The sequence below is a fragment of the Pelomonas lactea genome, from assembly GCF_043555885.1.
GTDB classification, from domain to species: Bacteria; Pseudomonadota; Gammaproteobacteria; order Burkholderiales; family Burkholderiaceae_C; genus Pelomonas; species Pelomonas lactea.
The window spans coordinates 21,704-40,270 of sequence record NZ_JBIGHX010000005.1 but is presented as its reverse complement, the minus strand read 5'-3'; the positions used below and the strand labels follow the sequence as shown (position 1 = coordinate 40,270).

19 protein-coding genes, 1 tRNA gene and 1 other RNA gene are annotated in these 18,567 nt (G+C 69.2%); 5 read left to right on the top strand and 16 right to left on the bottom strand.

Annotated elements, in window-relative coordinates; genetic code table 11:
- Positions 1-5 precede the first annotated feature (5 nt).
- The 3 genes from ACG04Q_RS15295 to rnpB all read right to left on the bottom strand — a co-directional run bounded on the left by ACG04Q_RS15295 (position 6) and on the right by rnpB (position 2,697).
- Positions 6-884 carry a carbonic anhydrase gene (locus ACG04Q_RS15295; RefSeq protein ID WP_394511775.1) on the bottom strand — a complete coding sequence of 293 codons (879 nt, stop codon included), beginning with the start codon at positions 882-884 and terminating at the stop codon, positions 6-8.
- Between the two features lie 50 nt (positions 885-934).
- Positions 935-2,143: a multidrug effflux MFS transporter gene (locus ACG04Q_RS15290; RefSeq protein ID WP_394511774.1), complete on the bottom strand. Its 1,209-nt coding sequence runs from the start codon at positions 2,141-2,143 to the stop codon at positions 935-937.
- Between the two features lie 118 nt (positions 2,144-2,261).
- An RNA gene (gene rnpB / locus ACG04Q_RS15285) (RNase P RNA component class A) lies at positions 2,262-2,697 on the bottom strand.
- Positions 2,698-2,737: 40 nt separating this feature from the next.
- Here rnpB and cysK point away from each other — a divergent pair.
- Positions 2,738-3,658 carry a cysteine synthase A gene (gene cysK / locus ACG04Q_RS15280; protein WP_394511773.1) on the top strand — a complete coding sequence of 307 codons (921 nt, stop codon included), beginning with the start codon at positions 2,738-2,740 and terminating at the stop codon, positions 3,656-3,658.
- Positions 3,659-3,661: 3 nt separating this feature from the next.
- On the opposite strand, the gene ACG04Q_RS15275 is transcribed toward cysK, so the two are convergent.
- From ACG04Q_RS15275 to ACG04Q_RS15250, 6 genes are read right to left on the bottom strand one after another with little or no spacing between them, the layout of a single operon-like run.
- The gene (locus ACG04Q_RS15275; RefSeq protein ID WP_394511772.1) at positions 3,662-4,678 is read right to left on the bottom strand and encodes an FHA domain-containing protein; all 1,017 of its coding nucleotides are present in this window, start codon (positions 4,676-4,678) and stop codon (positions 3,662-3,664) included.
- A complete protein-coding gene (locus ACG04Q_RS15270) occupies positions 4,654-6,015 on the bottom strand; it encodes a S1 family peptidase (protein WP_394511771.1) in 1,362 nt (453 codons plus the stop codon). Before ACG04Q_RS15270 ends, ACG04Q_RS15275 begins: the two co-directional genes overlap by 25 nt.
- 11 nt (positions 6,016-6,026) lie before the next feature.
- Entirely contained in the window at positions 6,027-6,728 is a 702-nt protein-coding gene (locus tag ACG04Q_RS15265; RefSeq protein WP_394511770.1) for a DUF3025 domain-containing protein, read from the bottom strand.
- Positions 6,725-7,810 carry an NYN domain-containing protein gene (locus ACG04Q_RS15260; RefSeq protein WP_394511769.1) on the bottom strand — a complete coding sequence of 362 codons (1,086 nt, stop codon included), beginning with the start codon at positions 7,808-7,810 and terminating at the stop codon, positions 6,725-6,727. Before ACG04Q_RS15260 ends, ACG04Q_RS15265 begins: the two co-directional genes overlap by 4 nt.
- Complete coding sequence (gene pyrC, locus ACG04Q_RS15255; protein WP_394511768.1) at positions 7,810-8,844, bottom strand: dihydroorotase; 1,035 nt, start codon at positions 8,842-8,844, stop codon at positions 7,810-7,812. The genes ACG04Q_RS15260 and pyrC overlap by 1 nt, the downstream gene beginning before the upstream one ends.
- Positions 8,841-9,776: a LysR family transcriptional regulator gene (locus tag ACG04Q_RS15250; RefSeq protein WP_394511767.1), complete on the bottom strand. Its 936-nt coding sequence runs from the start codon at positions 9,774-9,776 to the stop codon at positions 8,841-8,843. The genes pyrC and ACG04Q_RS15250 overlap by 4 nt, the downstream gene beginning before the upstream one ends.
- 90 nt (positions 9,777-9,866) lie before the next feature.
- On the opposite strand from ACG04Q_RS15250, the gene ACG04Q_RS15245 reads away from it, so the two are divergent.
- The gene (locus tag ACG04Q_RS15245) at positions 9,867-10,622 is read left to right on the top strand and encodes an SDR family NAD(P)-dependent oxidoreductase (RefSeq protein ID WP_394511766.1); all 756 of its coding nucleotides are present in this window, start codon (positions 9,867-9,869) and stop codon (positions 10,620-10,622) included.
- 66 nt (positions 10,623-10,688) lie between these two features.
- Positions 10,689-11,561 (top strand): DUF4394 domain-containing protein, encoded by an 873-nt coding sequence (locus ACG04Q_RS15240; RefSeq protein WP_394511765.1) that lies wholly within the window; start codon positions 10,689-10,691, stop codon positions 11,559-11,561.
- A gap of 61 nt (positions 11,562-11,622) precedes the next feature.
- Here the strand turns inward: ACG04Q_RS15240 and ACG04Q_RS15235 are convergent, their stop codons facing one another.
- From ACG04Q_RS15235 to ACG04Q_RS15215, 5 genes are all read right to left on the bottom strand, one after another.
- Complete coding sequence (locus tag ACG04Q_RS15235; RefSeq protein WP_394511764.1) at positions 11,623-12,357, bottom strand: amino acid ABC transporter ATP-binding protein; 735 nt, start codon at positions 12,355-12,357, stop codon at positions 11,623-11,625.
- A 12-nt stretch (positions 12,358-12,369) separates the two neighbouring features.
- A complete protein-coding gene (locus tag ACG04Q_RS15230) occupies positions 12,370-13,035 on the bottom strand; it encodes an amino acid ABC transporter permease (protein WP_394511763.1) in 666 nt (221 codons plus the stop codon).
- The gene (locus ACG04Q_RS15225) at positions 13,035-13,772 is read right to left on the bottom strand and encodes an amino acid ABC transporter permease (protein WP_394511762.1); all 738 of its coding nucleotides are present in this window, start codon (positions 13,770-13,772) and stop codon (positions 13,035-13,037) included. Before ACG04Q_RS15225 ends, ACG04Q_RS15230 begins: the two co-directional genes overlap by 1 nt.
- 65 nt (positions 13,773-13,837) lie before the next feature.
- A complete protein-coding gene (locus tag ACG04Q_RS15220; protein WP_394511761.1) occupies positions 13,838-14,728 on the bottom strand; it encodes an amino acid ABC transporter substrate-binding protein in 891 nt (296 codons plus the stop codon).
- Positions 14,729-14,838: 110 nt separating this feature from the next.
- A complete protein-coding gene (locus tag ACG04Q_RS15215) occupies positions 14,839-15,756 on the bottom strand; it encodes a LysR substrate-binding domain-containing protein (protein ID WP_394511760.1) in 918 nt (305 codons plus the stop codon).
- 157 nt (positions 15,757-15,913) lie between these two features.
- Here ACG04Q_RS15215 and ACG04Q_RS15210 point away from each other — a divergent pair, with 157 nt between their 5' ends.
- Positions 15,914-16,618 (top strand): hypothetical protein, encoded by a 705-nt coding sequence (locus ACG04Q_RS15210; RefSeq protein ID WP_394511759.1) that lies wholly within the window; start codon positions 15,914-15,916, stop codon positions 16,616-16,618.
- Positions 16,619-16,676: 58 nt separating this feature from the next.
- Here ACG04Q_RS15210 and ACG04Q_RS15205 read toward each other — a convergent pair whose 3' ends face one another.
- Together ACG04Q_RS15205 and ACG04Q_RS15200 are read right to left on the bottom strand one after the other, a co-directional pair.
- Positions 16,677-17,267: a YdeI/OmpD-associated family protein gene (locus tag ACG04Q_RS15205; RefSeq protein ID WP_394511758.1), complete on the bottom strand. Its 591-nt coding sequence runs from the start codon at positions 17,265-17,267 to the stop codon at positions 16,677-16,679.
- 157 nt (positions 17,268-17,424) lie between these two features.
- Positions 17,425-17,501: transfer RNA gene (locus ACG04Q_RS15200), tRNA-Met, on the bottom strand.
- 129 nt (positions 17,502-17,630) lie between these two features.
- Between ACG04Q_RS15200 and ACG04Q_RS15195 the strand changes: the two genes are divergently transcribed.
- Entirely contained in the window at positions 17,631-18,518 is an 888-nt protein-coding gene (locus tag ACG04Q_RS15195; protein ID WP_394511757.1) for an endonuclease/exonuclease/phosphatase family protein, read from the top strand.
- Positions 18,519-18,567: the final 49 nt, after the last annotated feature.

The window sequence follows — 18,567 nt, the reverse complement described above, 5'->3', positions numbered from 1 at the left end:
CGCGGCTATTGCGATTCCTTGATCAACCGCCCCGACCCCGCCTGCAACGGCCGCGCGTTCATCGGGTACAGCCGCGCGAACACGTTGATCTGCTGCAGCGTCACCGCCACCGGCTGGCGCATGACCATCCACAGCACGCCCTCGCTGCACGGCGGCGTCGTCAACGACCCCATGTAGGTGTAGTAGCTGCGGTTCTCGGGCAGCAGCTGGTTCAGGTCGATCTGGGCCTGCGCCGGCAGCGTCTCCCCCTTCTCCAGCGGCAGGTTGGCCCACACGGTCTGCAGCACCGGCTGTGGCTTGTTGTCGGCCCCACGCTCCAGCAGCACGGCCACGACAGCCAGCTTGCCGGCCGCGTCCCGATGCACCAGGTGAGCCACCATGTCGAACTGCCGGCCGTTGACGCGCTCCTCGCCCGGGCGGTGGAAGTGGAACTGCACCAGCTCGAAGCGGCGGCCCATCACCGTCAGCCCGTTGCCCGGCGCGACGTTGACCTGCACCGTGTGGCCGTTGTCCAGCACCGAGAAGCTGCTGGGCCGGTAGTCGAACGCGATCTTCTCCAGGTCCACCGCGATGCCGTCGCGGATGTCGATGGGGCTCTGCCGCGTGCCGACGGCACAAAGCTTGTTCTCCGGCGAGAGCTCGGCCCAGCGGTCGGGGCCGACGTCGCCGGTGTAGCCCCAGTGCGCCGCCTTGGGCGGCTCGGCCTTGGCCGGCCGGCCTGCGGCACGCGGCGCCGGCTTTGCGGTGGTGGTCCCCTCGGGCTTGGTCGCCAGGCGCTCGGCCAGCCGCTGGCGCAGCGTCTCGACCGGCGCGTCCTCGGCCCGTGCCTGAGCGGCCAGCGCCAGCACGCAGGCGGCAATGGCCAAGGGTGTGTTCTTCCTCATCCCTGCGATTTCGGCCGCTGCGCCGTCAGCTTGAGGGCCCCACACCCGCCTCAGCTGGCGACGGAACGCCGCACGCCGTACCACGCAGCCAGGCCCACCCCCATCAGCGCGGCCGAGGCCAGCGCCAGCGCCACGGTGGAATGCATGACCAGCGGCACCAGCAGCCCGGCCACCAGCCCGTTGGCCGCGGAGCCGATGCTGGCCTGCAGCGACGAGGCCATGCCGCGGCGCTCGGGCACCTGGTCCAGCACCAGCAGCGTGACCACCGGCACCATCAGCGCCCAGCCGAACGAGAACAGCCCGATCAGCGGCAGCGCCCAGAACGCGCTCAGCGGCGCGAACAGGTTCAGCGTGACGTTGACCACCGACACCGCCACCATGATGCGGAAGCCCCGCATGATCTGGCGCTGCGGGCTCATCTTGCCGGCCAGCCGGCCGCTGACCGCCGCGCCGGCCATGATGCCGCCGATGGTGCACAGGAAGAACCAGAAGAACTGCGTCGCGCCGAAGTGCAGGTGCTCGCCGAGGAACACCGGCGTGGCCAGCACATACAGGAACATGCCGTTGAACGGGATGCCGCTGGCCAGCACCAGCATCATGAACTTGGGGCTGGTGCACAGCCGCCAGTAGTCGCGCATCAGTGCGCCGACCTGGAAGGGCTGGCGCATGTCGGCGTGCAGCGTCTCCGGCAGCAGCCGCCAGTTGGCCACCAGCAGCACAGCGCCGACCGCGGTGAGGAACCAGAAGATGGAATGCCAGTCGGCGTGCACGAACAGGAAGCCGCCCACGATGGGTGCGATGGCCGGCGCCACGCCGAAGAACAGCGTCACCTGCGACATCACGCGCTGCGCGTCCGCGGGCGGGAACATGTCGCGGATGATGGCCCGCGACACGACGATGCCCGCCCCCGCCGACATGCCCTGCACGGTGCGCCAGAACACCAGTTGGCCGATGCTGCCGGCCACCGCGCAACCCACGCTGGCGCCGGTGAACACGGCCAGCCCGATGAGCACCACGGGTCGGCGGCCGAAGCAGTCCGACAGCGCGCCGTGGAACAGATTCATCACCGCAAAGCCGAACAGATAGGCCGATAGCGTCTGCTGCATCTGCACCGGCGTCGCGTCCAGCGCCTGCGCGATACCGGAGAAGGCCGGCAGGTAGGTGTCGATCGAGAACGGCCCCACCATGGCCAAGCCGGCCAGCAGCACGGACAGGGCCCAGCGGGGCGCGCGCCACAGGCGGCTGGCGTCAGGATTCATCGGGAGGCGGTCGGTAGACGGGCGGCACAGCCGCGGGTTGCGGCGCTGGGCAGTGTATCGACGGCCCCGCGCGCACGCCGCCCCGGGGGTCTTGCGAACCGGGGCCTGACAAAACAAAGAGTGAAGCAAGCCGATAGGCCGGATTCTGTGCACCGGGGTCGCCCCCGGCGTGACCGCCATTCCTCTGGGCCGGACATCGCTGCCCGGCTCGGTGCCACCTACCCGCCAGCTCTGCGAGCCGCATCAACGCTGGCCTACTTGGTGTTGCTGCGCGTAGAGATTGCCCGTTTCACCTCTGTCAGGCAGAGCCCGACAGAGGTGCTATTCGGTTCGGGCTTTCGCCCGACGGTGCGGAGCTTTCGCTCCACCCCACGCCAGCTTGCGCTGGCGCCTCATAGACCACCCGTCAGGGTGTCCCAACAGAACTCGTCTCTGTTGCTCTGATCCTCGGCTTTCGCCGGGCAGCCGTTAGCTGCTACGCCGCTCTATGCAGTCCGGACCTTCCTCCAGGGCCTCGTTTCCGAGATTGCCCCAGCGGCGGTCTGGCTTGCTTCACACTTGCGATTATCCCCGCACAACCGACAGGAGACCCGCATGAAGGCCCACAGCGTCCTCGACACCATCGGCAACACGCCCCACATCCGCCTGCAGCGCCTGTTCGGCGCCGCCGAGGTGTGGGTGAAGTCCGAGCGCAGCAACCCGGGCGGCTCCATCAAGGACCGCATCGCGCTGGCCATGGCGGAGGACGCCGAGACGCAGGGCCTGCTCAAGCCCGGCGGCACCATCATCGAACCCACCTCGGGCAACACCGGCGTGGGCCTGGCGATGGTGGCGGCCGTCAAGGGCTACAAGCTCATCCTCGTGATGCCCGACAGCATGAGCATCGAGCGCCGCCGGCTGATGCTGGCCTACGGCGCCAGCTTCGACCTGACGCCGCGCGAGAAAGGCATGAAGGGCGCCATCGCGCGTGCCAAGGAGCTGCTGGAGCAGCACCCCGGCTCGTGGATGCCGCAGCAGTTCGAGAACGGCGCCAACCCGGCGGTGCACGTGAAGACGACGGCGCAGGAGATCCTGCGCGACTTCCCCGACGGCCTGGACGCCCTCATCACCGGCGTGGGCACGGGCGGCCACATCACCGGCTGCGCGCAGGTGCTGAAGGCCGCCTGGCCGCAGCTGAAGGTCTACGCGGTGGAGCCCACCGCGTCGCCCGTCATCAGCGGCGGCCAGCCCAGCCCGCACCCCATCCAGGGCATCGGCGCGGGCTTCATCCCCGCCGTGCTGGACACGGCGCTGCTGGATGGCGTCATCCAGGTCGAGGCCGAGGCCGCGCGCGAATACGCCCGCCGCTGCGCCCGCGAGGAAGGGCTGCTGGTGGGCATCTCCAGCGGCGCCACGCTGGCCGCCATCGCGCAGAAGCTGCCCGAGCTGCCCCCCGGCGCGCGCGTGCTGGGCTTCAACTACGACACCGGCGAGCGCTACCTGTCGGTGGACGGCTTCCTGCCGCAGGCCAGCTGACGCTCACTCGCCGCCGAGATCCTCGGCGTCGAAGCCCTCGTTGTCCTTGCGGGCCTGGCGCTGCAGCTCCGCCTTCAGGGGCTTGAGCGACTCGATCAGGTCTTCCGGCGGCCGCGGCTTGGCGATGCGCAGCGCCGGCGGCGGCAGGCTGGCCAGGTAGGGTGGGCCGAAGAAGTACTGGTTCTCCATGCGCCCGGCCGCCTGCAGGCCCAGGCCCAGCACCAGCAGCGCGGCAATGCCGCCGTTCAGGATGCGCTGCGCGCCCGGCCACACCAGCCGCGCATGCCAGGCCACCAGGGCTGCGCCCAGCACCGGCAGCGCCACGGCGTCCAGCGCCATCAGCCGCGGCAGCGAGAACGCATACGCCACCGCGGGCAGCAGCCACTCCAGCACCTGCAGCGCGACGATGACCAGCAGCGCGCGGCGCAGGTGCGTCGCGAACGGGAAGCGGTGCTGGAAGATCTGGCTGGCCACCGACCACAGCCCGGCCCAGCCCAGCACGAAGGCCAGCGGCCCCAGCAGCGGCGCGGTGTACTGGATCCAGCGCGAGTCGGAGTCCAGCTCGCTCCAGCGCTCTGCCCACTGGAAGAACAGCATCGCCAGCAGCAGCAGCGGCAGCAACGCCCAGTGGCGCACGGGCTGCACGATGAGCAGCTGCTCGGGCGCCAGTGCGTCGGCGCTGGTGCGCAGCCGCAGCGAACAGCCGGCGAGCTGGAAGGCGCCGCCCGTGGGCAGTGCGACCTCTTCGCCAGACGCCAGCCGACGGCCGGCGATCGAGCCGCCGTTGCGCGTCTCCAGCAGCTTGAGCTGCACGCGGCCATCGGCGTCCAGCCGGAGCTCGGCATGCTCGGCAGCGACGTGCACGTCGTCCACGACCACATCGCAGGCCGGCGAGCGGCCGATGCGCACCGGCCACTGCGTCACGCGCTGCACCAACGCCACGCGGCCATCCCGGCCCAGCACCTCGACGACGGCAGCGGTCGGCGCGGCGGGCATCACTTGGCCTTGCTGTTCGTCCACGCGAAGCCCTCCAGGTAATGCGCCGCCAGCTTGAGCGCGTTGTCGAAGCTGACGCCACGGGCGTCGAAGCGGCCCAGCGCGCCCTGCTCGGCGGCATCCACCGTGGTCACGAGGATGCTGACGTCGTGCAGGCCCTCCAGCTTGCGGTAGGCGCGCAGGCAGACGACGGCGCGCAGCGGGAGCCCGCCGCGGTCGACGAACTGCTCCTTGCAGAAGGCGGCGGTGCGCGACTTGTCTGGGCCGCCCAGCCGCTCGTTGCGGAAGCTGCTGGAGTACTGCCGCGCAAAGCGCAGCGTGCCCAGCTTGCTGCCGTCGTAGGCCTCGTGGGACATGTCCAGCCAGCCGGTCTGCAGGTTGCCGCCGACGAACAGGGCGTGGTCCATGCGGCACTGCGAGCGCTCGAAGTCCAGGCCCTTGGTGTCGGCCGGCGTGCCGCGGCCCCAGCAGCGCATGAAGTCCTGCCGCGGCACCGGCAGGCGGTAGCGGTCGTGGTTGGCGCTTTCCCACGGCAGCGCGAGGAAGCGCGTCACCAGTTCGTCCTGGTACTTCGTGAGCTGGTCGCGCAGCCGGCCCCAGGCCGCCGTGCGGATGGGCTTGGCCTCCAGGCTGCGCTTGACGAGCGCGGCCGCGAACTCGCCCGGCACCAGGAAGCTGACCTGCTGCGCGAACAGCATCGTCGACACGTTGACGCCGACAACGAGGCCGTCTTCGTCGAGCACCGGCCCGCCGCTCATGCCGGGGTTGATGCCGCCGGCGTAGTAGATCAGCGGGTCGAAGCTGCGCTCGACCAGCCCGTTGTAGTTGCCCTCGACGACGGCGAACGCGACGTCGTGCGGGTTGCCCATCGAGTAGATGCGCTCGCCCTTGGCCAGCGGCTGCTCAAGCGGCCGGAAAGCCAGCGCACCGCGGCCCTTGAGGCCGTTGTTGCCCTTGTCGTCGCCGACGGCGCGCAGCAGCGCGAGGTCCCGGCGGGCGTCGAAGTCCAGCAATTCCAGCGCGCCGCTCTGGCCGTCGGTGGTCGCGTAGCGCAGCCGGTAGCTGTCGGGCTCCAGCGCGAACTGGCTGATGACGTGGTAGTTGGTGAGCACATGGCCGTTGTCGCTGACGAGGAAGCCCGAGCCCACGGAGGCCTGGCTGTCCTGCGTCTTCAGCAGCGTGCGGATCTGCAGCAGCTGGCCCTTGCTGCGCTCGTACAGCCGGCGCGCGCTGGCCGACACGACGGGCGGCGCGGCCGGCCGGGCCTCGCGCTGCCCCTCGGGCGCCGACGCGGCCGGCGACGGCTGCGCCGCGGCCACACCGGCCAGCACGGCCAGCGCCAGCCCCAACAACGGCTTCAAACAGGACTTCATCAGCAAGCGACACCTCCCACCGCGGGCGCCGATGCTAGCCTGGGTTGGCGGAAGACCCGGTCGTCCGCATAGAAGCCCCGTGACGCATTGGGCGCCCACCAGCCGGGGATGCCCAGCACGGGCAGCGGCGGCAGCGCCGCGGGCGAGAGGTCGGCCGGCAGCGCCGGCGCGTCGATGTCGTCCACCCACAGCACGCGGGCGCACAGCGGCTTGCGGGGGTGCAGCAGCTTTTCCAGCAGCGCATGGCCCACGACCAGCGCGCGCACCTCGCGCCACAGCGCACGCTGCGTGAGGAACAGCGCCGGCCAGTCGCGCGCCTGCAGCGCGGCCAGCAGCGGCGCGGGGCCGGCGAGCAGCAGGCCGCTCTCGTCCAGCAGCGTCAGCGCGTCGCGCAAGGGGCCGCGGCGGCCGGGCGGCGCCGGCGGCGCGGCCACGTGGGCCGCGTTCAGTGCCGCCTTGAACGCCGGGCAGCGCAGCCACACCAGGCCGTTGAACAGGTCGTGCGCGTTGTCCCGCGTGGGCACGCGGCCGGTGGCGGCCACGTGCTGCTCATAGCCCGTGGCCAGCGATCTGGCGGGCTCGAAACGCGGGTGGCCCAGCGCCGCGTACACCGGCTGCCCGGCCGCCAGCCGCTGCAGCACCGGCGCGGCCACGTCGCGGTAGGGCGCGAACCAGGGCGCCGCCCAGTCCGGTGCGATCAAGTGGCGAAGCGCACCTGGGTGGGCTGCTTCTCGGGCTGCAGCTGGAACGCATGCGGATGCTTGCGGAACAGCCGCGTGGCCGGTGCGGACTTGGCCAGCAGCCCAGCGTCCTTCAGCGCCTTGGCCGCGGCGCCCAGGTCGTGCCACTGGCCGTCGACGAGCTTGGGCAGCAGCGCCAGCACGGCGTTGATCTCCTTGGCGGCGGCGACCTGCGGGTCGTCTGCTGCGGCCGGCGCCGCGGCCTTGGCCGGCTTGGGCGCCGGCGCGGCAGCAGGCTTGGCGGCGGGCTTGGCAGGCGGGGCGGCCTCCACGGCCGGCTTGGCCTCGGCCTTCGCGCGCGGCTTGCGCGCGGCCTTGGCGGCCGGCTTGGGCGTGGCCGCCTCCGCTGGCGCAGCGGCGATCACCTCGGGTGTCGGCGCCACGGGCGCGGCCACGTCCATCACGACGGGCGCGGCGGCCACCGGGGCCTCGACCGGCACCGCGATGGCCGGTGCGGGCAGCGGTGCCGCCTCCTCGACGCGCGGCGGGCGCGGCGCCGGGTTGGCGCGCGGCACGTCGGCCTGCGGGCGGCCATTGCCACCGCCACCACCAGCGCGCCCGCCCCGACGCCCGCGGCCGCCGCCAGCGGCCTTGGCCGGTGCGGGGTCGCGTGCGGCGCGGCCGGTGCCGTGGGCCAGTTCGTTGAACTGGTCGTAGATCTGGATGACGCCGTCGCCGGTCTTGCCGTACTGGCCGAAGCCGCGCAGCCAGGCGCCCTTCTCGCGCAGGCGCAGCACCAGCGGCGCGAAGTCGCTGTCCGACGACACCAGCACGATGACGTCGGGCCGCTCGGTGATGGCGATGTCCATCGCGTCGGCGGCCAGCGCGATGTCCGTCGAGTTCTTGCCGATGGCGAGGTTGACGATGGCGCGCAGGCCCAGGCGCTTCATGAAGGCCTGTTGGTGGTGGGCCTGCTCGGCGTTGCAGTAGGCGCGGCGGATGTGGGCGGTGCCGTAGTCCTTGAACACCATGTTCAGCGCCTGTTCGATGACGTCGGTGGCGACGTTGTCGAAGTCGACGAGGAAGGCGACTTTCTTGTTCATCACGAGATCAGTTTCCAGTTCAGGGTCTCGCCGCCACGCAGCGGCTTGAGCTGCGCCTCGCCAAAGGGCACGGCGCTGGGCAGCGTCCACGGCTCGCGCTTGAGCGTGACGGTGCCGGCGTTGCGCGGCAGGCCGTAGAAGTCCGGGCCGTGGTGGCCGGCGAAGGCATTCAGCTTGTCGAGGGCATCGATGCCCTCGAAAGCCTCGGCGTACAGCTCCAGCGCCGACACGGCCGTGAAGCAGCCGGCGCCGCAGACCGAGTTCTCCTTGAGCTGCGCGGCGTGCGGCGCGCTGTCGGTACCGAGGAAGAACTTGGACGAGCCCGACGCCGCCGCCTTCAGCAGCGCCTGGCGGTGCTCCTCGCGCTTGAGCACGGGCAGGCAGTAGTAGTGCGGGCGCAGGCCGCCGGTGAAGAGGGCGTTGCGGTTGTAGAGCAGGTGCTGCGGCGTGATGGTGGCGGCCGTGAAGCGGTCGCTGTCGGTCACGTACTGCGCGGCTTCCTTGGTCGTGATGTGCTCGAACACGACCTTCAGCTCGGGCATGGCCGCGCGCAGCGGCGTCATCACGCGGTCGACGAACACGGCCTCGCGGTCGAAGACGTCGATGTCGGCATCCGTCACCTCGCCGTGCACGAGGAACAGCAGGCCCTCGCGCTGCATCGCTTCCAGCGTCGCGTAGGTCTTGCGGATGTCGGTGACGCCGGCGTCGCTGTTGGTCGTGGCGCCTGCGGGGTAGAGCTTGAGCGCGACGACGCCGGCGTCCTTGGCGCGCTTGATCTCGTCCGGCGGCGTGTTGTCCGTCAGGTACATGGTCATCAGCGGCTGGAAGTCGGACCCTTCCGGCAGCGCCGCCAGGATGCGCTCACGGTAGGCCACGGCCTGCGCGGCGGTGGTGACCGGCGGGCGCAGGTTGGGCATGACGATGGCGCGGGCGAACTGGCGCGCGGTGTAGGGCAGCACGCTGGCCAGCGCCGCCTCGTCGCGCAGGTGCAGATGCCAGTCGTCGGGGCGGGTGAGGAGGAGGGTGTCGGTCATGATGGGTCGGGATTGTCGTCGTCCAGGTAGCTCGCGAGCTGGGTGGCCAGCCAGTCCATGAACACGCGCACGCGCCGCGGGGTGTGGCGGCGCTGGCTCATGACGAGGTTGACGGGCATGGGCGCCGGCTCGAAACCCGCCAGCACGCGCACCAGCCGGCCCTCGGCCAGCGCCGCGCGCAGGCCCACGCGCGGCCCCTGGATGATGCCCATGCCGGCCAGCGCCGCGCCTTCGTAGGCATCGGTGTGGTTGACGCTGACGCGCGCCGGCGCGGCCAGGCTGTGCTCGCGGCCGTCGGCGTCCACCCACTCGAAGCGCGAGCGGCGGTCGGTCCAGGTCTGGCTGTAGTGCACCAGCTCGTGCGCCTGCGCGAGCAGGTCCTGCGGCACCAGCGGCGTGCCGCGCGCGGCGAGATAGGCCGGGCTCGCCACGTTGATGAGGCTGACCTGGCCCAGCGGCCGCGCCACCAGCATGGGGTCGTGCACGGCGCCGACGCGCAGCACGCAGTCGAAACCCTCTTCCACCAGGTCCACGCGCCGGTCGGTGCAGCTCACCTCCACCTGCAGGCCCGGGTGCTCGGCCAGGAAGCCCGGCAGCGCCGGCACCACGCGCCCCATCGCCAGCCGCACCGGCAGGTCCACGCGCAGCCGGCCGGTGAGCTGGCGGTCCTGCTGGAACAGCGCCTCGATCTCCGTGGCGTCGGCCAGCAGGCCGCGGGCGCGCTCGGCCAGCAGCTCGCCGTCGGACGTCAGGCTGACCCGCCGCGTGGTGCGCTGGAACAGCCGCGTGCCCAGCTGCGCCTCCAGGTCACGCACGACCTGGCTGACGCGGCCCTTGGGCAGCCCCAGCTCGTCCGCCGCGCGGCTGAAGTGCGCCAGCTCGGCCACCTGCAGGAAGACGCGCAGCGCGGCGAGATCCAGATTGGAATCCATTCAGAGCACAGTCAATTCAATTCCGAGAACTTTATCCACTTTCCATCAAACAATAAATTTCATGCCGTCCCATCCCTCACGGAGAACCTCATGACCACCCCCATCACCCTCATCACCGGCGGCAGCCGCGGCCTGGGCGCGCACATGGCGCTGGCCCTGGCGCGCGACGGCCACGACATCGTGCTGACCTACCGCGAGGCCCGCGCGGCGGCCGACGCCGTCGTCACGCAGATCCAGGCGCTGGGCCGGCGCGCGTTGGCGCTGCCGCTGGATGTGGCCGACGCATCGAGCTTCGCAGCCTTCGCCACGCAACTGCGCGACGGCCTCGCCGGCTGGAGCGCCCGCCACATCGACGGCCTCATCAACAACGCCGGCGCCGGTGCCCATGCCAGCTTTGCCGAGACGACGCCCGACCAGTTCGACGCGATGCTGGCCATCCACCTGAAGGGCCCGTTCTTCCTGACCCAGGCCCTGCTGCCGCTGCTGGCTGACGGCGCCCGCGTGCTCAACGTCTCCAGTGGCCTGGCGCGCTTCACCATTCCCGGCTACGCCGCCTACGCGGCGATGAAGGGCGCGGTGGAGGTGCTGAGCCGCTACCAGGCCAAGGAGCTGGCCGTGCGCGGCATCCGCGTCAACACGCTGGCGCCGGGTGCCATCGCGACCGACTTCGGCGGCGGCGCGGTGCGCGACAACGCGGAGCTGAACCGCTTCGTCGCCTCCGTCACGGCGCTGGGCCGCGTCGGTGAAGCCGACGACATCGGCGGCGCGGCGGCGGCGCTGATGCGTCCCGGCGCCGGCTGGATCACGGGTCAACGTGTGGAGGCTTCGGGCGGCATGTTTCTTTGAAGGGGCCTGCATCCAGGATGCGGGGCGTCCGCGTATAACTTGGACGCCCTTTCCTCAGGAGACGACATGACACGTCACGCCCTCATGCTCGCCACGGCAGCCACGCTGCTCGCCGGTTGCGCCACGCCGCCCTCCGAGCCGCTGGGCCCGCCCGCCAAGGAAACCATCTACGCGGTGACGGCGGGCAACCAGCTCGTCCAGTTCAACGCCGGGCAGCCGCAGAAGACGCAGTCGTCCAAGGCGCTGACCGGCCTGACCGCCGGCGACACGCTGCTGGGCATCGACTACCGCGTCGCCAAGGGCCAGCTGTTCGGCCTGGGCGCCAGCGGCCAGCTCTACCGCATCGACACCCAGACCGGCGCCGCCATCGCCGTCGGCACGCCGAATGCGCTGCCCAAGGAGGGCGCCACCGAGTGGGGCGTGGACTTCAACCCGACGGTGGACCGCATCCGCGTCGTCAACGACGCCGGCTTCAACCTGCGGCTGCACCCGGACACCGGCGCCATCGTCGACGGCAATCCCAACGAGCCCGGCGTGCAGTTCGACGGCCGGCTGGCCTACGACGCGACGGACGTGAACGCGGGCAAGACACCCGCCATCGTCGCGGCCGGCTACACGTACAACAAGGACAACGACAAGATCACCACCAACTACGCGCTGGACGGCCGTCAGGGCGTGCTGGTGCACCAGGGCAGCAAGGAGGGCGTGCAGCCCGCCGTGTCGCCCAACACGGGCCGGCTGTGGACGGTGGGGTCGCTGGGCATCGGCAGCTTCCAGCGCGCGACGCTGGACATCTCCGACGTGTCGAACGCCGCCTACGCGGCCATCACGACGGGCGGCAGCTCGGCCTGGTACCGCATCGACCTGGCGACCGGCAAGGCCACGCGCATCGGCACCATCGCGGCCGGCGCGGTCGTCGGCGCGGCCATCGAGCCCTGATTGAAACAGGCCCGCGGGAGCGGGCCTGTCGTCCTCGGAGGGCGCCGCGTGGCGCCCTTTTTCAATGCTGCAGGATCTTGGCCAGGAAGTCCTTGGCGCGCGGCGAGCGCTCCTCGGGCTTGCCAAAGAAGTCGGCGCTGCTGCAGTCCTCGATGATCTTGCCGGCGTCCATGAAGATGACGCGGTTGCTGACCTTCTTGGCAAAACCCATCTCGTGCGTCACGCACATCATGGTCATGCCCTCGTGGGCCAGCTGCACCATCACGTCCAGCACCTCGCCCACCATCTCCGGGTCCAGCGCCGAGGTCGGCTCGTCGAACAGCATGACGATGGGGTCCATGGACAGCGCGCGCGCAATCGCCACGCGCTGCTGCTGGCCGCCGGACAGCTGGCCCGGGAACTTGTCCTTGTGCGCCGACAGGCCCACGCGGTCCAGCATCTTCAGGCCGCGCGCCTTGGCGTCTTCGGCCGAGCGGCCCAGCACCTTGATCTGCGCGATGGTCAGGTTCTCCGTCACCGACAGGTGCGGGAACAGCTCGAAATGCTGGAACACCATGCCCACGCGCGAGCGCAGCTTGGGCAGGTCGGTCTTGGGGTCGGCGATGGAGATGCCGTCGACGACGATGTCGCCCTTCTGGAAAGGCTCCAGCGCATTGACCGTCTTGATCAGCGTCGACTTGCCCGAGCCCGACGGCCCGCAGACGACGACGACCTCGCCCTTCTTGATGGACGTCGTGCAGTCGGTCAGCACCTGGAAGCTGCCGTACCACTTGGAAACGTTCTTGATGTCGATCATGGTGAGGCGCTCTTAACGAATGATCTGGATCTTGGCCTGCAGGCGGCGCACCGTCATGGACAGGCCGAAGCAGATGACGAAGTAGATGACCGCGGCGACGAGGTAGGTCTCGACCGGGCGGTTGAAGTTCTTGCCGGCCACCTCGAAGCCCTTGAGCAGGTCGTAGGCGCCGATGGCGTAGACCAGCGAGGTGTCCTGGAACAGGATGATGGTCTGCGTCAACAGCACCGGCAGCATGTTGCGGAAGGCCTGTGGCAGCACCACCAGCTGCATGGTCTGGCGGTAGGTCATGCCCACCGCGTAGCCGGCGTAGACCTGGCCCTTGGGCACGCTCTGGATGCCGGCGCGCATGATCTCGGAGTAGTACGCCGCCTCGAACAGCGTGAAGGTGATGATGGCCGACAGCTCCGCCCCGAGCGGCTTGCCCGTCAGCAGCGGGATGAGCAGGAAGAACCACAGGATCACCATCACCAGCGGGATGGAGCGCAGCGTGTTCACGTAGGCCGCCGCGGGCATCTCCAGCCACGGCTTGCCGGACAGGCGCATCAGCGCCAGCAGCGTGCCGAGCACGATGCCGCCGATCATCGCGATCAGCGTCAGCTGCAGGGAGAAGAAGAAGCCCTTGGCGACGAAGCTGGAGACGACGCCCCAGTTGAGGAAGCTGAAATCGAGATCCATCACTTGCCCCCCACCATGCCGGGCACGCGCACGCGGTGCTCGATGAAGAGCGCCACGCGGTTGATCGCGAAGGCGGACACGAAGTACAGCGCCGTCGCGGCGAGGTAGATCTCGATGCTGCGCGAGGTTTCCTCGCTGGCCTGGATGGAGAACATCGTCAGCTCGGCGATGCTGACCGCGAAGGCCACCGACGAGTTCTTGACGATGTTCATGCTCTCACTGGTCAGCGGCGGGATGACGATGCGAAACGCCATCGGCAACAGCACATAGCGGTAGGTCTGCGGCAGCGTGAAGCCCATCGCCAGGCCCGCGTAGCGCTGGCCCTTGGGCAGGCTCTGGATGCCCGCCTTCACCTGCTCGGCGATGCGCGCCGACGTGAAGAAGCCCAGTGCGAACACGACCAGCACGAAGCTGGGCACCGCCCGCAACACGGGGAAGATGGACGGCAGCACGTGGTACCAGAGGAAGATCTGAACCAGCAGCGGGATGTTGCGGAATAGCTCCGTCCACGCGTTGCCCAGGAACACCAGCCCGCGGTTCGGCACCGTGCGCAGCACGCCCATCAGCGCCCCGACGCTCAGGGCCAGCACCAGCGCCAGCAGGGCGACGCTCAGCGTCCAGCCCCAGGCCGAAATCATCCATTGCAGATAGGTGATGTCGCCATTGCTGCCGAAGCAGCTGCCGACGACCTCCTGATCCAGCGTGTTCCTGCAGAACACCTGCCAGTCCCAACTCATCGTCTCTCCCAGAACGAAGCGGGTGCCTCGCACCCGCTTCCTGTTGGCTCAAACCGTGCCCGCGATCACTTCTTCGCGGCGTACTCTTCCATCGGCTTGTCGTTGGGGTTGGCCCAGGCCTCCTTGTTGGCCGCCGACACCGGCAGGCCGATCTTGGCGTTGGTGGGCGGGATGGGCTGCATGAACCACTTGTCGTAGATCTTGGCCAGCTCGCCCGACTTCATCAGGCCCTTGATGCTGTCGTCCACGGCCTTCTTGAAGGCGGGGTCGTCCTTGCGCATCATGATCGCGATGGGCTCGACGTTCAGCACCTCGCCAACGATCTTGAACTCCGCCGGGTTCTTGGACGTGGCGATGTTCTTGGCCAGGATGGAACCGTCCATGACGAACGCGTCGGCACGGCCCGACTCCAGCAGCAGGAAGCTGTCGGCGTGGTCCTTGCCGAACACCTCCTTGAAGTCCACGCCCGTGGCGCGCTCGTGCTTGCGCAGCGTCTGCACCGACGTGGTGCCGGTGGTCGTCGCGACCGTCTTGCCGTTGAGCTGGCTGATGTTGGTGATGCCGGAATTGGCCTTCACGGCGATGCGCACTTCCTCGACGTAGGTCGTCACGGCGAAGGCCACGTCCTTCTGGCGCTGCACATTGTTGGTGGTGGAGCCGCACTCCAGGTCCACCGTGCCGTTGGTGACCAGCTGGATGCGGTTGGCCGACGTGACCGGCTGGTGCTTGACCTCCAGCTTGCCGCCCAGCTGCTTGCGCAGGTCGGCGACAACGCGGTCGCAGACGTCGATGTGATAGCCGACGTACTTGCCGTCGCCGATGGTGTAGGACAGGCCGGAGGACTCGCGCACGCCCATCGTGATGACGCCGCTGGTCTTCAGCTTCGTCAACGTGTCTTGCGCGTGGACGGCCGAGACGCCGGCAAACAGGGCGGCGACGAGCAGAACTTTCTTCATGGAGGCTCCAACAACAGAAATGGGGATATCGATAACAAAACACGAGCAGACCACGCCATGCAGACTGCCCGAATACGGGTTTTCACGACTCATGCACAGGTGCAATGACCTCATGCCGCCGACGCAAGGTAATCCCACAGCGCCTGCGCTGCCGGTTTGTGCCGGCGCGACAGTTCGGGCCGCTCGCGATAGATGCGCAACTCCATGCTCACGCTGAACGTCCCAGGCGGCGCCGCAGGCACGAGCCGGCCGCTTGCCAGCTCCTTCTGAACCGAGCTCGCGGGCAGGAAGGCCAGGCCGTGCCCCTCCAGCGCCATCGCCTTCAGGCCCTCGGCCATGTCGGTCTCGTAGATGGCATCCAGGTTCAGCGCGCAGTCGGCCTCCTTGACGATGAGCTCCACGAGGCGCCCCAGGTAGGCGCCGGCCGCATAGCTCAGGAAGGGGATCTTCTGCCCCGGCCGCCCCGGCAGGCGGAACAGTGGCTCACCGTGCGCATCCACCTTGGCGTAGGGCGACAGCGTCTCATGCCCCAGCGATGCCGTCTGGTAGCGCTCGGGGTCCAGTTGCAGCGGCTGGCTGGCGTGGTGGTAGACCAGCAGCAAATCGCAGTTGCCCTCGCTGAGCTGCAGCATCGCGTCGTGCACATTGGCCGCGTTGAGGCGGCACTTGATCGCCCCGAAGCCGCGCCGCAGCCCCATCAGCCAGTGCGGGAAGAAGCTGAAGGCCAGCGAGTGCGGCACGGCGAACTCGATCATGTCCTGGTCAGCCGCCTGGTGGCTGCGCAGCATGTTGCGCGTGGCCTGCAGGTTGCCCAGCAGGTCCACGGCCTGCGCCAGCAGCGTCGCGCCAGCAGCCGTCAGCCGCGTCGGATAGGACGAGCGGTCCACGAGGTCGACGCCCGCCCACGCCTCCAACGCCTGGATGCGACGCGAGAACGCCGGCTGCGTCACGTGGCGCAACTGTGCCGAGCGGGAGAAGCTGCGCGTCTCGGCCAGGCTGACGAAGTCTTCAAGCCATTTGGTTTCCACCGCCGGCAGTGTAGCCAAGGCCCCGGACACCCCCTAAGCCAGGTTGGCGACCGCGCACGCCCCCTCAACTGAAGGGGGAACCCCGCCCCGTGAAATATGCCGCTTGTTTACAGTCCCGCACACAAACCAACTCGAAAACCCGGACGGAGAACCTGTCATGCGCGCGAAGAGCAAATTCCTGGCCCTGGCCCTGACTGCAGCCCTGCAACCGGCTTTTGCCGCGCCTGCTCCGGCGGAGTTCTCGTTTGAGGATCTCACGACCATCGCCGACGCGAACGGCATGGCCAATCTGGTGCAGGCCAACTACGGCGCCGCCAGCGGCATTCAGTTCACCGGCAGCGCCTGGGGCGTGTTGACCAGCAAGGACTGCGACGGTCTGGTCAAGTTCGTGCCCAACATCAGCGGCTGCGGTGCGCTGATGCTGTCAGACAACCCCGGCAACGGCTCTACCAGCTCGCAGCGGCGGACCTTGACGATGAACTTCGCCGAAGGTTTCATCTCGGGCTCCTCGCTGTACTACGCGACACTGGCCGGCGCCGACGTGAGCATCATGCTGTACGAGAACGTCGACCATAGCAGCGGCCGCTCGTGGTCGCTGGGCAAGCTGGACGGCACCGGATGCGTATCGGAGCTCGGCGCGTTCTACTGCGACTGGAACAAGATCATCGTCGATCTCAAGGGTGGCACCGCCCGCTCCATGGTGGTGACCGGCAACGACAACTCTGTCATCTTCGATGACTTCAGCCTGGTGCGCGCCACCCCCGTTCCGCCGGCAAACCTGCCGGAGCCCGCCGGCATCGCGCTGACGATGGCTGCGCTGGGTGCGCTGGGCTGGACGCGCAAGCGCGCAGCCGCTCGCTGATCTGCTGCAACGTCTGCAGAAACGACCGCCGCGGCGGTCGTTTTGCTTTTGCGGCGCGCTATTTCTTCTTTTGCGGATAGATCGTCTCGCCGCGCGCCAGCATGTCGACGAATAAGGCGATCTTGCGCGCCCGAGCGGCGGCAGTCTTCAGGTTGTGGACGCGAAAGGCCAGCGCGAAGCGATTCTGCGCACTGAGGCTGGCCAGCATGAGCCGGGCCTCGGGTACTGCGTCGATGGCAGCCTGCAGGTCAGCGGGGATCAGCAGCCCCTTGCTGCCGGCATAGGCGGCGGCCCAGCGTCCGTCAGCCTTGGCGGCATCGACCTCCCTCAGCCCGTGCGTCGTCATGCGCCCGGCCAAGGTCAGCCGCTCGACGTTGGCGATGTTGACCTGGCTCCAGATACTGCGGGCGCGGCGCGGGGTGTAGCGCTGCAGGAAGCTCCGCTCGTCCAGGCCCTTGCGGATGCCGTCGATCCAACCCCAGCACAGCACCACATCAATGGCCTGCTTGGGCGTGATGGACGCCAGACCGGAGCCGACCTTGTGGATCTTGATCCACGCCTCGTCTCGCTGGTCGTGGTACTCGGCGAGCCAGTCATGGAACGCTTGCTCGTCCACGAACTCATACACGCTGGCGGGGTCGACGGTCATTGCAGCCATGGACACACTTTCAGTTCGGCGGGCCAAGTTCTATCCTGTCGCCCCGCCAACAGAACGCTCATGCGAGCCGGCGACGACGCAGCGCCCAGAAACGACAAAGCCCGCACGTGGCGGGCTTTGCTAAGTCCTCATCGGACTCGATATTTCTTGGTTGCGGGGGCCGGATTTGAACCGACGACCTTTGGGTTATGAGCCCAACGAGCTACCAGACTGCTCCACCCCGCGACTGAAGCTAGCAGTATAGCGCTGTTTTCGGGCTGTGGGCAAGAACTTTCAAAAACTTCGTCGGTGCCGCGCCGGTGTGCATGGAGCGGCGGTACGCTGCGCCGCCCCTCCCATCGCTGCCCACGTCTCATGAAACTCTCCGCCATCGCCCTGCGCACGCTGTTGAGCTGCCTCGTCCTTTCCGCCGTCCCGGCCGCCGGCCAGGCCGGCGAGCCGCTGCGTGTCGCGACGTTCAACGTGCGCCTGAACGTGGCCAGCGACGGCGCCGATGCGTGGCCGCATCGGCGTGCGCACGTGCTGGCCATGGCGCGCCATCACGGCTGGGATGTCATCGGCACGCAGGAGGCGCTGCCCGATCAAGTGGCCGACCTTGAGCAGCTCGACGGCTTCACCCGTGTGGGCGTGGGCCGGGACGATGGCGCCGGCCGCGGTGAGCATGCGGCCATCTTCGTGCGCAAGGCCCGCTTCGAGATCCTGCGCTCGGGAACGTTCTGGCTCAGCGAGACGCCCGAGCGGCCCTCCAGAGGTTGGGATGGCCGGTGCTGCAACCGCATCGCGACGTGGGTGGAGCTGCGCGACCGCCTGGCCACGGGCGGCACGCGCGCGGGCCGCTTCTTCGTGTTCAACACCCATTTCGACCACGAAGGCCAGGTGGCGCGCCGCGAGTCCGCCAAGCTGCTGCTGGCGCGCTGGAAGGCTCTCGCGGGCGAGACGCCGACGCTGGTGATCGGCGACTTCAACAGCAGCCCCGGCAGCGAGCCGCTGCAGCTGCTGGGCGCCGAACTGCAGGACGCGCATGCCAGCAGCCGCACGCCGCCGTATGGGCCGGCGGGCACGTTCCAGGGCTTTCGCATCGACGCGCCGCTGGCCGAGCAGGACCGCATCGACCATGTCTTCCACACCCGCGACATCGACGTGCTGAGCTGGGCGGCGCTGACGGACTCGATGCGCGGCCGCTTCCCGTCGGACCATCTGCCGGTGGAGGTGCGGGTGCGCCTGCCGGACGCTCGGCCCTGACGGCGGGCTCCGCGAGGTGAAGGCGTAGGCCGGCGCCGCCGGTGGCCGT

Excerpts from the sequence above, each read along its gene's own strand:
- ACG04Q_RS15235 (WP_394511764.1), bottom strand. The coding sequence starts at position 12,357 with ATGATCGACATCAAGAACGTTTCCAAGTGGTACGGCAGCTTCCAGGTG.
- ACG04Q_RS15220 (WP_394511761.1), bottom strand. The coding sequence starts at position 14,728 with ATGAAGAAAGTTCTGCTCGTCGCCGCCCTGTTTGCCGGCGTCTCGGCC.
- cysK (WP_394511773.1), top strand. The coding sequence starts at position 2,738 with ATGAAGGCCCACAGCGTCCTCGACACCATCGGCAACACGCCCCACATC.
- pyrC (WP_394511768.1), bottom strand. The coding sequence starts at position 8,844 with ATGACCGACACCCTCCTCCTCACCCGCCCCGACGACTGGCATCTGCAC.
- ACG04Q_RS15230 (WP_394511763.1), bottom strand. The coding sequence starts at position 13,035 with ATGGATCTCGATTTCAGCTTCCTCAACTGGGGCGTCGTCTCCAGCTTC.
- ACG04Q_RS15225 (WP_394511762.1), bottom strand. The coding sequence starts at position 13,772 with ATGAGTTGGGACTGGCAGGTGTTCTGCAGGAACACGCTGGATCAGGAG.
- ACG04Q_RS15240 (WP_394511765.1), top strand. The coding sequence starts at position 10,689 with ATGACACGTCACGCCCTCATGCTCGCCACGGCAGCCACGCTGCTCGCC.
- ACG04Q_RS15290 (WP_394511774.1), bottom strand. The coding sequence starts at position 2,143 with ATGAATCCTGACGCCAGCCGCCTGTGGCGCGCGCCCCGCTGGGCCCTG.
- ACG04Q_RS15260 (WP_394511769.1), bottom strand. The coding sequence starts at position 7,810 with ATGAACAAGAAAGTCGCCTTCCTCGTCGACTTCGACAACGTCGCCACC.
- ACG04Q_RS15295 (WP_394511775.1), bottom strand. The coding sequence starts at position 884 with ATGAGGAAGAACACACCCTTGGCCATTGCCGCCTGCGTGCTGGCGCTG.
- ACG04Q_RS15245 (WP_394511766.1), top strand. The coding sequence starts at position 9,867 with ATGACCACCCCCATCACCCTCATCACCGGCGGCAGCCGCGGCCTGGGC.
- ACG04Q_RS15195 (WP_394511757.1), top strand. The coding sequence starts at position 17,631 with ATGAAACTCTCCGCCATCGCCCTGCGCACGCTGTTGAGCTGCCTCGTC.
- ACG04Q_RS15210 (WP_394511759.1), top strand. The coding sequence starts at position 15,914 with ATGCGCGCGAAGAGCAAATTCCTGGCCCTGGCCCTGACTGCAGCCCTG.
- ACG04Q_RS15205 (WP_394511758.1), bottom strand. The coding sequence starts at position 17,267 with ATGACCGTCGACCCCGCCAGCGTGTATGAGTTCGTGGACGAGCAAGCG.
- ACG04Q_RS15250 (WP_394511767.1), bottom strand. The coding sequence starts at position 9,776 with ATGGATTCCAATCTGGATCTCGCCGCGCTGCGCGTCTTCCTGCAGGTG.